At 37.3% G+C, this 13,191-nt stretch carries 13 protein-coding genes; 7 read left to right on the top strand and 6 right to left on the bottom strand.

The annotated features are described in order from the left end of the window. Positions 1-168: 168 nt before the first annotated feature. Positions 169-1,644 carry a hypothetical protein gene (locus HMPREF2728_RS06050; protein WP_060955675.1) on the bottom strand — a complete coding sequence of 492 codons (1,476 nt, stop codon included), beginning with the start codon at positions 1,642-1,644 and terminating at the stop codon, positions 169-171. Continuing rightward, the gene (locus HMPREF2728_RS06045) at positions 1,625-2,824 is read right to left on the bottom strand and encodes a hypothetical protein (protein ID WP_083280560.1); all 1,200 of its coding nucleotides are present in this window, start codon (positions 2,822-2,824) and stop codon (positions 1,625-1,627) included. The genes HMPREF2728_RS06050 and HMPREF2728_RS06045 overlap by 20 nt, the downstream gene beginning before the upstream one ends. 141 nt (positions 2,825-2,965) lie before the next feature. Between HMPREF2728_RS06045 and HMPREF2728_RS06040 the strand changes: the two genes are divergently transcribed. Genes HMPREF2728_RS06040 through HMPREF2728_RS06030 form a run of 3 tightly spaced genes read left to right on the top strand, consistent with a single transcriptional unit; the run spans position 2,966 to position 4,765 of the window. Next, the gene (locus HMPREF2728_RS06040) at positions 2,966-3,655 is read left to right on the top strand and encodes a phosphopantothenate--cysteine ligase (protein WP_075227348.1); all 690 of its coding nucleotides are present in this window, start codon (positions 2,966-2,968) and stop codon (positions 3,653-3,655) included. A gap of 11 nt (positions 3,656-3,666) precedes the next feature. Continuing rightward, complete coding sequence (gene coaC, locus HMPREF2728_RS06035; RefSeq protein ID WP_075227347.1) at positions 3,667-4,218, top strand: phosphopantothenoylcysteine decarboxylase; 552 nt, start codon at positions 3,667-3,669, stop codon at positions 4,216-4,218. Beyond that, positions 4,202-4,765, top strand: coding sequence for an ECF transporter S component (locus HMPREF2728_RS06030; protein ID WP_049526104.1), 564 nt, complete (start codon positions 4,202-4,204; stop codon positions 4,763-4,765). Before coaC ends, HMPREF2728_RS06030 begins: the two co-directional genes overlap by 17 nt. A gap of 190 nt (positions 4,766-4,955) precedes the next feature. Here HMPREF2728_RS06030 and udk read toward each other — a convergent pair whose 3' ends face one another. The 3 genes from udk to HMPREF2728_RS06015 all read right to left on the bottom strand — a co-directional run bounded on the left by udk (position 4,956) and on the right by HMPREF2728_RS06015 (position 7,720). Continuing rightward, positions 4,956-5,594 (bottom strand): uridine kinase, encoded by a 639-nt coding sequence (udk, locus tag HMPREF2728_RS06025; RefSeq protein WP_004253618.1) that lies wholly within the window; start codon positions 5,592-5,594, stop codon positions 4,956-4,958. 124 nt (positions 5,595-5,718) lie between these two features. Beyond that, on the bottom strand, positions 5,719-7,452 hold the full coding sequence (gene ptsP / locus HMPREF2728_RS06020; protein WP_025171271.1) for a phosphoenolpyruvate--protein phosphotransferase: 1,734 nt from the start codon (positions 7,450-7,452) through the stop codon (positions 5,719-5,721). Positions 7,453-7,456: 4 nt separating this feature from the next. Further along, positions 7,457-7,720, bottom strand: coding sequence for a phosphocarrier protein HPr (locus tag HMPREF2728_RS06015; protein WP_000146952.1), 264 nt, complete (start codon positions 7,718-7,720; stop codon positions 7,457-7,459). 363 nt (positions 7,721-8,083) lie between these two features. Between HMPREF2728_RS06015 and nrdH the strand changes: the two genes are divergently transcribed. The 4 genes from nrdH to HMPREF2728_RS05995 all read left to right on the top strand — a co-directional run bounded on the left by nrdH (position 8,084) and on the right by HMPREF2728_RS05995 (position 12,562). Then, the gene (nrdH, locus tag HMPREF2728_RS06010) at positions 8,084-8,302 is read left to right on the top strand and encodes a glutaredoxin-like protein NrdH (RefSeq protein WP_000259242.1); all 219 of its coding nucleotides are present in this window, start codon (positions 8,084-8,086) and stop codon (positions 8,300-8,302) included. A 68-nt stretch (positions 8,303-8,370) separates the two neighbouring features. Then, positions 8,371-10,530 (top strand): class 1b ribonucleoside-diphosphate reductase subunit alpha, encoded by a 2,160-nt coding sequence (gene nrdE, locus HMPREF2728_RS06005; RefSeq protein WP_075227346.1) that lies wholly within the window; start codon positions 8,371-8,373, stop codon positions 10,528-10,530. Between the two features lie 173 nt (positions 10,531-10,703). After that, on the top strand, positions 10,704-11,666 hold the full coding sequence (nrdF, locus tag HMPREF2728_RS06000) for a class 1b ribonucleoside-diphosphate reductase subunit beta (protein WP_075227345.1): 963 nt from the start codon (positions 10,704-10,706) through the stop codon (positions 11,664-11,666). Between the two features lie 128 nt (positions 11,667-11,794). Continuing rightward, positions 11,795-12,562, top strand: coding sequence for a DeoR/GlpR family DNA-binding transcription regulator (locus HMPREF2728_RS05995; protein WP_075227344.1), 768 nt, complete (start codon positions 11,795-11,797; stop codon positions 12,560-12,562). A gap of 197 nt (positions 12,563-12,759) precedes the next feature. Here the strand turns inward: HMPREF2728_RS05995 and HMPREF2728_RS05990 are convergent. After that, the coding region (locus HMPREF2728_RS05990) for an LPXTG cell wall anchor domain-containing protein (RefSeq protein WP_148130282.1) at positions 12,760-13,191 on the bottom strand (432 nt) is incomplete at its 5' end.

Genomic DNA, 13,191 nt, shown 5'->3' with positions numbered 1-13,191 from the left:
CAAACTCCTCTACCTCAAATGTGTTAATTCATTATAACACAAAACAAGATTTTTAACAGACATAAAGCTTGATAACGTTCGTAAATATAGCGTCCTCAAAGGATTTATTGGCTACTATTTAAATTTTTATATGCCTTTATAAGTTTTAACTATAGTTTGAGATTTCGACTAATTTAAAAAGTAGCTATCAATTTCTGATAAATCATGTAGAATTTGATTATCAGAAACTCCTATATGCTCAGCTAATTCAATTGTATACTCAAATCTGAGACGAGTATTGAGTGATAAATCAAATGAGTAATCCTGTAATCGTCCTAGTTTATGATATTTATCTATAATATCATTAAAAATAATCTTGTATTTATCATCTAAGTTTTTGATATGGTTATCTAAGTTTTCCCTGTAATTTTGAATTAATTCCTGCTCCCTATCACTTAAAATCCCTTTACCTATTTCCCAAATTATTGAAGTAGCAATTGAACCTACTACTGCTCCTAAGACAGGGACAGGAATAAGTGTTTGACCAACACATGAACCAATTGTCGCTAATGTTGTATCCAATGTATTGATAGTTATAAAATTTATAAATTCATCCTCAGTAATCTCATTTGTTCTAAATTTAGTAATAATATCTACTATGCCGTAACTTGCTGTTACAAATGCACTTGCATTAGGAGCACTCATTTTGCAAACATTAGTAAGTCCATATATAGCATATCCGGAGATTGCTCCTTTAACAGAACCTTCTAAAGCTTCCAGCCCACAATCCTCCCAGTCATCTCGTTCAAATTCGAAGATATTTTTACCATCAGAATACTTATTATATATACTAAATATTAAAGAGAAACCACCTTGTAGAAGTGCTGCATTTTTTGCAACCCTATTAGCTTCTTTTATATTTGGTAATGCTTTTTTTTGTGCTACTAATCTTTTTTTATTTAATTCTTGTTGTTTCAGTCTAAGTGTTTTACGAATATTCTTCTCTTCAAAATCTAAAAGAGGGTTAATTGAATTTTTTTGAGCATCATCATAATTTAAAACAGATGATTTCATCCAAGATTTATATGAAGTAAGTCCCTTGCTTTTAGTAATATCATTAATCATTTGTCGTATATCCGTAATTTGTTTAATAGACAATCTTTTACCATTAAATTCAACTTCTTTGGCGCCAGTCATAATTTTTTCGTATACTAACACGTGATCTTTTGGAAACATCATTTTCATTTTTTCACTGTAATGAAATGATTGAGCTAATTCATCACGTAAATTATTATAAAACTTCATTTGAATGGTATTTCTGCCAATTAATAAATCGGCTGGTCCATTATCATTCAATACTTTTACAATAGGATTTAATCCTTCAAAAGCTCTCCTAGCATTTACAATACCTGCTTCTGCGAATTCAGCAATAAAACCGTGACCGCCGTACTTACCTCCACGATTCCTTAGAATAACGTCTTCAATGTTATCTCTAGCATAGTTTAGAATTTTAGAGGCATTGTCCTTGTTTAAAATGACCTGTCGAGCTTCATCCTCAATCATTTTCATAGCAATTTGTAAGTCTTGAATTCTAAGATTATTAAGACAATTTACATATGCTCCAATACCTTGATAGAATGCTCTATTAGCAACTTGAACCATCATTTACTTTAATTTCCTTATTGATCATTTCAGTCAGAGAAAGGGTTGAATTTACCAAACTACCTGCTTGATACTTTTCATCATCGGTAAATAAATTATAATCATTTCCAATTAATGAAAGATTAGCAAAGTAAATCCCCTCAGTTTGCTTTTCAATTAAATTAATTAATTCACTAATTTCTATTATTGATTTTTCAGTTTGTCTAATTAATAACTCAATTTTCTTTTGTTCATCAAGCGCTTCTTTAGCTACTTCTTCGTTTTTTTTATTAGCAAAAACACCTGCTCCGACAGACGCTGTTAACATTAAGCCAGCAATCCCCCAACCAACAGGCCCCGCCATAGCTAGAAAGGCATTACCTGCAGCAACACCGCCTCCGCCTGTGGCTATACTGCCTCCACCTAACCAAGCTAATGCCGCACTATTTGCTGCTGCACCTGTCAAACTAGAAATTGCTGTTCCTGTCGATGCGACACCAAAAGTAGTTGCGACTCCCATAGCGGCAGTAGGACCTAAAGTTGCGACTGTCACCCCTAAAGCACTTAAAGAAGCTGTAGCTGCCGTACTACCGCTGGCTAATTCTGCTTCTTTTATTGCCTGAGTAATAGCCAACTGCTTATCTTCGAAATTCTGTATTTCAACAATTATTTCTTCTAATTTTGTTTCAAATTCTTTCGGTTTATTTGCTAATTTACTAATTCTCTCTTCAACGATTTTTACAACTTTAATTGCTTTTCCTCTAGTTTGATAAAGCTCAGTCGATTTATTCGTTAGTTCTGTGGCCTTTTCATTATATGTTTGAATAGATTCATGATAGTTTGCAACAGCTTCGGACCTTAATTTGTCATTAAAAAGATCTATTGAATCAATTTGTGATTTTGCTTCAGTTGCAACTTTTCCAGCTTGATTGATTGAGTCAGACGCCACCTCTGTTACTTGTTGAACGGTATCATTCGCTACTATCGCAGCTTGACCAGAAATATCTGAAACAACATTTCCTATCTTATTTGATACATCTCCTATTACTTTTACAGAATCTGATAATAAATCTCCTGTAACTTTCCCAGCACTATCTAAAGCTTTTCCAGCTTCATTAAGCACGCTACTGGTTGTCTTACTAGCATCATCAATTACTTTACTAGCTTCTTTAACCATATTATCTGCAAACTTAAAAAAGTCCATAACGGCTTCCCCTTTTCATATATAACTAAAATAATTATCTTATATCTTAAATTAATTGTCAATAATAATATAGTTATAAACTTTATTTATATTTTATCGCTTTCATTTTACTTACTGCTCATTTTTTTGTACAATAGTTCTATGAAAATTTTAGTTACATCTGGTGGTACAAGCGAAGCCATTGATCGAGTTCGCTCCATTACCAATCACTCTACTGGTAGACTTGGTAAAGTAATAACTGAGACTTTACTGAAGGCTGGTCACCAAGTTTGTCTGATTACTACGCGACAAGCACTAAAACCAGAACCACACTCAAATTTATCCGTCATCGAAATCAAAAACACTTCCGATTTACTCCAAGAGATGAAACGGATTGTCCCTGATTATCAAGTCTTGATTCATTCAATGGCTGTTTCTGACTACAGCCCAGTTTACATGACTGGTCTTGACCAAGTTCAAGCAAGCCAAGATTTAAGTGAGTTTTTGCATAAGAAAAATATGGAAACAAAGATCTCCTCTAAGGCTGAGGTGCAAGTCCTATTTCTCAAGAAAAATCCTAAAATTATTTCTCTTGTCAAAGAATGGAACCCAAGTATTCATCTCATCGGCTTTAAACTCCTTGTCGATGTTACTGTGGAGCATCTGATTCAAATCGCTAGAGAAAGTCTTGAAAAGAATCAAGCTGATTTGATTATCGCTAATGACCTCACTCAAATTAATGCGAATCAGCACCTAGCTTATCTAGTAGAAGAAAAAGATTATCAGATTGCTGCTAGCAAGCAAGAAATTGCTGACTTTTTAGTCAAGAGAATTCAAGGATTTGACTGTTAGAAAGGAAAATTATGGCTCGTATTACACTCGCTGTTACAGGCTCTATTGCTTCTTACAAGGCTGCTGATTTGGTTAGTAACTTGAAGAAACAGGGGCATTCTGTTACTGTACTTATGACCCAGGCTGCGACTGCCTTTATCCAACCTTTAACCCTTCAAGTCCTATCTCAAAATACGGTACATCTGGATGTTATGCAGGAACCTTATCCTGACAAAGTCAATCATATCGAGTTAGGCAAAGAAACAGATTTGTTTATCCTTGCCCCTGCAACCGCTAATACGATTGCAAAACTAGCACACGGTTTCGCAGATAATATGGTGACTGCTACCGCTCTTGCCTTGCCCCACTATGTTCCAAAACTAGTGGCACCTGCTATGAATACCAAAATGTATGACCATCCAGCAACTCAAACAAACCTAAATACTTTGGAAACTTATGGTTATACAATTATTGCTCCAAAAGAGTCCCTACTGGCCTGTGGCGATGTAGGACGTGGTGCTCTTGCTGATCTTGATACTATTTTACAACAGATAAAGGAAAAACTTCATGAACAAACGCTCTAATATTGCTCCTATTGCTATCTTTTTTGCCAGCATGATTGTCATTCATCTGCTGAGCTCTATTGTCTTTAATGTCTTGCCTTTCCCAATTAAACCAACCATTGTCCATATCCCGGTCATCATTGCTAGTATCATCTACGGACCACGGATTGGGGCTATCTTAGGTTTCTTGATGGGTATGATTAGCTTGACAGTCAATACAATCACAATTCTCCCAACTAGCTACCTCTTCTCTCCTTTTGTGCCGAATGGGAATTTAGCTTCACTTGCTATTGCTATTATTCCTCGTATCTTAATTGGTTTGACACCATACTTTGTCTATAAACTCCTCAGAAACAAGGCGGGGCTTATCTTTGCGGGAGCTCTCGGTTCACTTACTAATACTGTATTTGTACTAGGCGGTATCTTCTTCCTCTTTGGAAATGTTTTTGATGGAAATATCCAAAAACTATTAGCTACTGTTATCTCAACAAACTCTATCGCAGAACTGATTATCTCAGCAATACTCACCCTAGTTATTGTTCCGAGACTTGAAAAAATCAAAAAATAAGAGGTCGGGAAAATCCCGGCCTCGATTTTTATTTGCCCTAAGTCACTGACTCTGTATTTAATTAAGATTACAGATTCCTAAAAGCCCCTTTGACGAAACTATCTAAAAGCTTGATTGTAAAGACTCACCAATATGGGAAAAAATCAATCTTGGAAAAAAATTTACTTTCCAACAGCCTTTTATCTACTTATCATTGGGCTAGACGTGCTTCTTCTAAAATCTTTTCGATTTTTGTTGTCAGCAAATCAATGGCTACTGTATTAGTCACACCTTCTGGAATAACGATATCTGCATAACGCTTTGTTGGCTCAATAAATTGATGATACATGGGTTTCACTACACCAAGATACTGGTCAATAACGCTATCTAGACTACGACCACGTTCTTCCATATCACGCTTAATACGGCGAATGATACGAACGTCATCATCTGTATCTACGAAAATCTTGATATCCATTAAATCACGAAGTCGTTTGTCCTCCAAAACTAAGATTCCTTCTACGATAAAGACATCCTGAGGTTCTTGACGATAAGTTTTAGAACTTCTGGTATGGGCAGCATAATCATAGGTAGGAATATCTACAGGACGTCCTGCCAACAACTCTTTGATTTGTGCAATCATCAAATCAGTATCAAAAGCAAAAGGATGGTCATAGTTGGTCTTGATACGCTCTTCAAAGGTTAGATGAGATTGATCTTTATAGTAGGAATCATGCTCAATCATAGCTATTTTCTCGTTTGGAAAATGTGACAAGATTGCTTTCGATACGCTTGTCTTTCCTCCTCCAGATCCCCCTGTTACTCCGATAATGATTGGTCTATTTTGCATTGTAGCCTCCTTGTATTTTCCCTTGTCTATTTTACCATATTTTTGATAAATTTCACAGATGGAGTTTTCTACAAAATAGAAGAAAAAATCCTCATAGCTAGAAGCTACAAGGATTTGTAATTGATTAATCGAAGTTAACGTATTCTTTAGAAAGTTCAAGAACTTCTTCCATTGTTGAACATTCAGTAAGAGCACGGTTAGCGTATTCTTGCATTTTAGCAGTGTCAAGTTTCTTCATCAAGCTACGTGTACGAAGTACAGATGTTGCTGACATAGAAAACTCATCCAAGCCCATTCCGACAAGAAGTGGAACAGCTGTTTGGTCACCAGCCATTTCACCACACATACCAGCCCATTTACCTTCAGCGTGAGCTGCTTTGATAACGTTGTTGATCAAACGAAGGATTGATGGGTTATATGGTTGGTAAAGGTATGAAACTTGTTCGTTCATACGGTCAGCAGCCATTGTGTATTGGATCAAGTCATTTGTACCAATTGAGAAGAAGTCAACTTCTTTTGCAAATTGGTCTGCAAGCATAGCTGCAGCAGGAATTTCAATCATGATACCAACTTGGATGTCATCCGCAACTGCAACGCCTTCAGCAAGAAGGTTTGCTTTTTCTTCATCGAAGACTGCTTTAGCTGCACGGAATTCTTTCAAAAGCGCAACCATTGGGAACATGATACGCAATTGACCGTGTACAGAAGCACGAAGAAGAGCACGGATTTGAGTGCGGAACATTGCATCTCCAGTTTCAGAGATGGAGATACGAAGAGCACGGAATCCAAGGAATGGGTTCATTTCATGAGGCATATCAAAGTAAGGAAGTTCCTTGTCACCACCGATATCCATTGTACGGACAACAACTGGTTTACCGTTCATTCCTTCAAGAACAGCCTTGTATGCTTCGTACTGCTCGTCTTCAGTTGGGAAGTCTTGAGAATCCATGTACAAGAACTCTGTACGGTAAAGACCGACAGCTTCTGCACCATTGTCATTAACACCTTCAACGTCTTTTGGAGTACCAATGTTTGCTGCCAATTCGAAGTGTTTACCGTCAGCAGTAACTGTTTGAGCATCTTTCAAGAGTGCCCACTCAGCTTTTTGTTGAGCGTATGCTTCACCAGCTGCTTTAAATTCAGCTGCTTGTTCTTCAGTAGGGTTGATAATCACTTCACCTGTAATACCATTAACGGCAAGTAGGTCACCATCTTTAACGATTTCAGTAATGTTGTTTGTACCCAAAACTGCAGCGATTTCAAGTGTACGAGCCATGATAGCTGAGTGACTTGTACGACCACCAATGTTTGTTACAAAAGCTTTTACAAAGTTTTTGTCCAATTGAGCTGTATCAGATGGAGTCAAGTCGTGAGCAATCACGATCACTTCTTCATTGATAGAAGCTGGGTTTGGCAATTTTTTACCAAGGAGGTTAGCCAATACACGTTTTGTTACGTCGCGGATATCCGCTGCACGTTCTTGCATGTATGGGTTGTCTTCCATGCCTTCAAAGATTGTGATAAACATGTCTGTAACTTCTTTCAGACCTGCTTCTGCATTCACTTTCTTAGCACGGATAGTTTCTTTGATTTGACCGATTAATTCAGGGTCAGCAAGAACCATCAAGTGGGCGTCAAATACTTGTGCCGCTTCTTCACCAAGCGTACCTACAGCCTTCTCGCGGATAAGAGAAAGCTCGTTTTGAGAAGCTTCAAGAGCAACATCCAAACGAGCCTCTTCTGCATTTGTATCTTCGACTGTAACAGTCTCGAATGATAAATCCGGTTGAACGAGTAGATATGCTTTTGCAACTGCAACACCGTCAGATGCTGCGATTCCTTTAAGCATTTCTGTCATTTCCTTATGCCAATCCTTCTTTTTCCATTGTTTCTGAGATTGCAGCGATAGCGTCATCAGCGTCTGCACCTTCAGCAGTGATTGTAACATCAGCACCTTGACCAACACCAAGGCTCATTACACCCATGATAGATTTAAGGTTAACTGATTTACCTTTGTACTCAAGAGTGATATCTGAAGCAAATTTGCTAGCAGTTTGTACCAACAATGTTGCTGGACGTGCGTGAATACCTGTTTCTGCCACTACGTGGAAATCTTTAGAAGCCATAGTTTGACTCTCCTTTAATAGTTTTCTTGTTGAGTTACATATCTGATAACCCTTACAATTTAGTATTATATCACCTTCATTGATATTTTTCAAGTATTTTATGGACTTTCTTCAATTTCCTTTCAGATAACTTGCTGAAAATCTTCTATTAAATTTAACAAAACACAGTATGTAGTTTTTATTAAGACGTCTATAATGAAATCATTGATTTTTCTTTAGTTATTTTTCAAAACTACACTATATATTGTGTTTGTTGGTAAAATCAGTAAAACAAGTACACAAGATTTAGTTTTAGAAAGTTGACAAAGTTTTTTTTTCTGATATACTAAGAAAGTAATAATTTTTTTAAAAGGAGTTACAGAAATGGTAACCGTATATTCTAAAAACAACTGTGTCCAATGTAAAATGACGAAACGTTTTTTAGACAGTAATAATGTTGAATATAAAGAAATCAATCTTGATGAACAACCTGAATACATTGATCAAGTAAAAGAGCTTGGCTTTAGTGCTGCTCCTATTATTCAGACACCGACAGAAGTTTTCTCTGGTTTCCAACCAGGTAAACTCAAACAACTTGCTTAAGAATCAGGACTAAAGCTTCTATGTCTACCTTAGAAGCCTTTCTTTTGTAATTAGATAAAGGATTTTTTATGGGATTAAAACAACTTGAAGATGTGACTTACTTCCGTCTTAACAACGAAATTAACCGTCCTGTTAATGGACAAATCATGCTTCACAAAGACAAGGAAGCTTTAGAAGCCTTCTTTAAAGAAAATGTTGTACCAAATACAATGGTTTTTAACTCAATTACGGATAAGATCAACTTCCTCATTGAGCATAACTACATTGAGACAGCATTTATCAAGAAATACCGTCCAGAATTTTTGGAAGAACTGCATCAATTTATTAAGGATCAAAACTTCCAATTTAAATCTTTCATGGCTGCCTATAAATTCTATAATCAGTATGCTTTGAAAACTAATGATGGGGAGTACTATCTTGAAAGCATGGAAGACCGCGTCTTCTTTAACGCCCTTTATTTCGCAGATGGTGATGAAGCGATTGCTATCGATATTGCCAACGAAATCATCCACCAACGTTATCAACCTGCTACTCCTTCTTTCTTGAATGCAGGCCGTGCGCGTCGTGGTGAGTTGGTATCTTGCTTCTTGATCCAGGTAACCGATGATATGAACTCTATCGGACGTTCTATCAACTCAGCTCTTCAACTTTCACGTATCGGTGGTGGCGTGGGAATTTCCCTCAGCAACCTTCGTGAAGCTGGAGCACCTATCAAAGGGTATGAGGGTGCTGCTTCTGGTGTCGTACCAGTTATGAAGCTTTTCGAAGACAGCTTCTCTTACTCAAACCAATTGGGTCAACGTCAAGGTGCTGGGGTTGTTTACCTCAATGTCTTCCACCCAGACATTATCGCCTTCCTTTCAACTAAGAAGGAAAATGCCGATGAAAAAGTTCGTGTCAAGACTCTCTCACTTGGTGTTGTGGTACCAGATAAATTCTACGAATTGGCTCGCAAAAATGAAGAAATGTACCTTTTCAGCCCATACTCTGTTGAGCTTGAATACGGTGTGCCGTTCAACTACATCGACATCACTGAAAAATACGATGAGCTAGTCGCAAATCCAAATATCCGTAAGACAAAAATCAAGGCGCGTGATTTGGAAACTGAAATTTCTAAATTGCAACAAGAATCTGGTTATCCTTATGTCGTCAACATTGATACTGCTAACCGTGCAAATCCAGTTGATGGTAAGATTATCATGAGTAACTTGTGTTCTGAGATTCTCCAAGTGCAAGAACCAAGTCTTATCAACGATGCGCAAGAATTCCTAAAAATGGGTACTGATGTTTCATGTAATCTCGGTTCAACAAACGTAGTAAACATGATGACTTCACCTGACTTTGGTCGTTCTATCCGCGCCATGGTCCGTGCCCTTACTTTCGTTACAGATAGTTCACACATCGTAGCTGTACCTACGATTGATCATGGAAATAGCCAAGCTCATACTTTTGGTCTTGGTGCCATGGGACTTCACAGTTACCTTGCCCAACAACTGATTGAGTATGGATCCCCTGAGTCTGTTGAGTTTACTAGTATCTACTTTATGCTTATGAACTACTGGACCTTGGTAGAATCTAATAACCTCGCGCGTGAACGAGGTATCACCTTCCACAACTTTGAAAAATCAGATTATGCCAACGGTAGCTACTTTGATAAGTATTTGACTGGCGAATTCCTTCCAAAATCAGACCGTGTTAAAGAACTCTTCAAAGATATCTTTATCCCTACTGCTGCCGACTGGGCTGAACTTCGTGATAAAGTTAAAGCAGATGGACTTTACCACCAAAATCGCCTTGCTGTAGCGCCAAATGGTTCTATCAGTTACATCAACGATGTTTCTGCTTCTATCCACCCAATTACGCAACGTATCGAAGAACGCCAAGAGAAGAAAATCGGTAAGATCTACTATCCTGCTGCTGGTTTGTCAACAGAAACAATTCCTTACTACACTTCTGCTTATGACATGGATATGCGTAAGGTCATTGATGTTTATGCTGCTGCGACTGAGCACGTGGACCAAGGACTTTCACTCACACTCTTCATGCGTAGTGATATTCCAACAGGCCTTTACGAATGGAAGAAAGAAAACAAACAAACGACACGTGACTTGTCTATCCTTCGTAACTATGCCTTCAACAAAGGTATCAAGTCTATCTACTACGTTCGTACCTTTACAGATGATGGTGGAGAAGTCGGTGCTAACCAATGCGAGAGCTGTGTGATTTAATTCAACTCTCAAAGAAATTACATTTACTTAATCCATTAAACGTATTTTGCTGATAAAATCATGTAAGAATTTAAAAGTCGGGCTTCCGACTTTTTGTTCGATTATAGCATAGAATTATGATAGAATAAGAGTGATTATGTTATCGCATTACTACACACAGAAAGAGATTTCAAATGAAAACTTACTACAAAGCCATTAACTGGAATGCCATCGAAGATGTCATTGACAAATCAACCTGGGAAAAACTGACGGAGCAGTTCTGGCTCGATACGCGTATTCCCTTGTCAAATGACCTAGATGACTGGAGAAAGCTTTCTAACAAGGAAAAAGACCTTGTTGGTAAAGTTTTTGGAGGTTTGACCCTTCTTGATACCATGCAATCTGAAACCGGGGTTCAAGCCCTTCGCGCGGACATCCGTACACCACATGAGGAAGCTGTTTTCAATAACATCCAATTTATGGAATCTGTTCACGCTAAATCTTACTCATCAATCTTCTCTACCTTGAATACTAAGTCAGAAATAGAAGAGATTTTCGAATGGACCAACACCAATCCATATCTTCAGAAAAAAGCTGAAATTATCAACGAAATCTACCTAAACGGTAGCCCACTTGAAAAGAAAGTTGCCAGCGTCTTCCTTGAAACCTTCCTCTTCTATTCAGGTTTCTTTACTCCCCTCTACTATCTTGGTAACAACAAACTAGCCAACGTTGCGGAAATCATCAAATTGATTATTCGTGATGAGTCAGTTCACGGAACCTACATCGGCTACAAGTTCCAGCTTGGTTTCAATGAATTGCCAGAAGATGAGCAAGAAAAACTCAAAGAATGGATGTACGACCTTCTCTATACTCTTTATGAAAACGAAGAAGGCTACACAGAGAGCCTCTATGACGAAGTCGGATGGACCGAAGAGGTTAAAACCTTCCTTCGCTACAATGCAAATAAGGCTCTTATGAATTTGGGGCAAGATCCTCTCTTCCCTGACTCAGCGGACGATGTCAACCCAATCGTTATGAACGGGATTTCAACTGGTACATCAAACCACGACTTCTTCTCTCAAGTTGGTAATGGTTATCTACTTGGTGAAGTTGAAGCTATGCAGGATGATGACTATAACTATGGACTAAATTAATACCTAACCTAAAAAAACATCTAAGTTTATTTAAAAACTAGATGTTTTTTTTTGTTTATTTTTGTTTTCTTTAAGTTGCTTAGCTGTTTAAAATATGATAAAATAATATTAGATTTGGGGGTGGTTCAATGCTGAAGCAAGAAAAACTAGATACTATTTTAGAAATTGTTAATACAAAAGGGACTATCACTGTTAAAGAGATTATGAATCGCCTTGATATTTCCGATATGACAGCTAGACGATATTTACAAGAGTTAGCGGATAAGGATTTGCTGGTTCGAGTTCATGGTGGAGCTGAAAAACTTCGAACAGGTTCTTTGTTAAACAATGAGCGTTCTAACGTTGAAAAACAAGGGTTACAGACATCAGAAAAGCAAGAAATTGCTCGCTTTGCCGGTCACATGGTTGAAGAAAGAGAAACTATTTTCATTGGTCCAGGTACCACATTAGAATTCTTTGCGCGTGAGCTTGCTATCGATAACATTCGTGTTGTTACCAATAGTTTGCCTGTATTTCTCATTCTAAATGAGCGTAAGCTAACTGACCTAATTTTAATCGGTGGTAATTATCGTTCAATTACTGGAGCCTTTGTAGGTACTCTAACCCTTCAAGATATCGCTAGTTTGCAATTTTCAAAAGCCTTCGTTAGTTGTAATGGTATCAAGGATCATGCTATCGCTACCTTTAGTGAAGACGAAGGTGAAGCCCAGAAATTAGCACTGGAAAACGCCAATAAAAAATATCTCCTAGCTGACCATAGCAAATTTGATAAATTTGATTTCTTCACATTTTACAATATTTCAGATATTGACACTATTATTACTGATTCTAAATTAAGTGACCAAACACTCCTATCTCTGTCTAAACAAACTAAAATTATAAAGTCAAAACCTTAAACTCTACAACTAGTCATAGAATCTAGTAGCTACTACTAATTCCGTGGCTAGTTTTTTATTTTTCAAAAATTATAAAAAGTTCCCGCAATGTTTATAGATATTTACCAAGCAAAAATATTATAAAACTAAAAAACCTGAAAGTTATATCTTTCAGGTTTTTTGATCGGAATAATCAACTAATAGAATCGTTAGAAGATTTATTCTTCATCATCACGCTTACGACGTTTAGCCACTAATCCTAATCCAGTTAGACCTGCTACAACTCCAAGGAGAGCATTTGTAGCTGAAGCTGTTTCACCTGTATTTGGTAATTGCTTACGGGCCTTAGTAGTATCGGTTTGAGGATCTTGACTAGTTGAAGTAGAATGAGTCGCTGATGTTGAAGCACTTACACTTGTTGATGCCGAATGAGGCATTGATGTTGAGGTGCTTGTGCTTGCTGATGTTGAACGAGGCATTGATTGACTAATACTTGCTGATAATGATAGTGATTGTGATACTGATGTACTAATTGAATCAGATGTAATAATACTATCAATATCTAAGCTATCAAGTGACAAGCTTTCTGGCATTCCCTTACTTGTAACAACAGATGTGCTTGCACTTGTACTTGCTGACTCAGATGCCGA

The organism is Streptococcus sp. HMSC061D10 (assembly GCF_001808865.1).
Lineage (GTDB): Bacteria > Bacillota > Bacilli > Lactobacillales > Streptococcaceae > Streptococcus.
Note: the sequence above shows the minus strand (reverse complement) of the source record. Positions and strands in the feature narration are given on the sequence as shown.

Excerpts from the sequence above, each read along its gene's own strand:
- HMPREF2728_RS06050 (WP_060955675.1), bottom strand. The coding sequence starts at position 1,644 with ATGATGGTTCAAGTTGCTAATAGAGCATTCTATCAAGGTATTGGAGCA.
- HMPREF2728_RS06045 (WP_083280560.1), bottom strand. The coding sequence starts at position 2,824 with ATGGACTTTTTTAAGTTTGCAGATAATATGGTTAAAGAAGCTAGTAAA.
- HMPREF2728_RS06040 (WP_075227348.1), top strand. The coding sequence starts at position 2,966 with ATGAAAATTTTAGTTACATCTGGTGGTACAAGCGAAGCCATTGATCGA.
- coaC (WP_075227347.1), top strand. The coding sequence starts at position 3,667 with ATGGCTCGTATTACACTCGCTGTTACAGGCTCTATTGCTTCTTACAAG.
- HMPREF2728_RS06030 (WP_049526104.1), top strand. The coding sequence starts at position 4,202 with ATGAACAAACGCTCTAATATTGCTCCTATTGCTATCTTTTTTGCCAGC.
- udk (WP_004253618.1), bottom strand. The coding sequence starts at position 5,594 with ATGCAAAATAGACCAATCATTATCGGAGTAACAGGGGGATCTGGAGGA.
- ptsP (WP_025171271.1), bottom strand. The coding sequence starts at position 7,452 with ATGACAGAAATGCTTAAAGGAATCGCAGCATCTGACGGTGTTGCAGTT.
- HMPREF2728_RS06015 (WP_000146952.1), bottom strand. The coding sequence starts at position 7,720 with ATGGCTTCTAAAGATTTCCACGTAGTGGCAGAAACAGGTATTCACGCA.
- nrdH (WP_000259242.1), top strand. The coding sequence starts at position 8,084 with ATGGTAACCGTATATTCTAAAAACAACTGTGTCCAATGTAAAATGACG.
- nrdE (WP_075227346.1), top strand. The coding sequence starts at position 8,371 with ATGGGATTAAAACAACTTGAAGATGTGACTTACTTCCGTCTTAACAAC.
- nrdF (WP_075227345.1), top strand. The coding sequence starts at position 10,704 with ATGAAAACTTACTACAAAGCCATTAACTGGAATGCCATCGAAGATGTC.
- HMPREF2728_RS05995 (WP_075227344.1), top strand. The coding sequence starts at position 11,795 with ATGCTGAAGCAAGAAAAACTAGATACTATTTTAGAAATTGTTAATACA.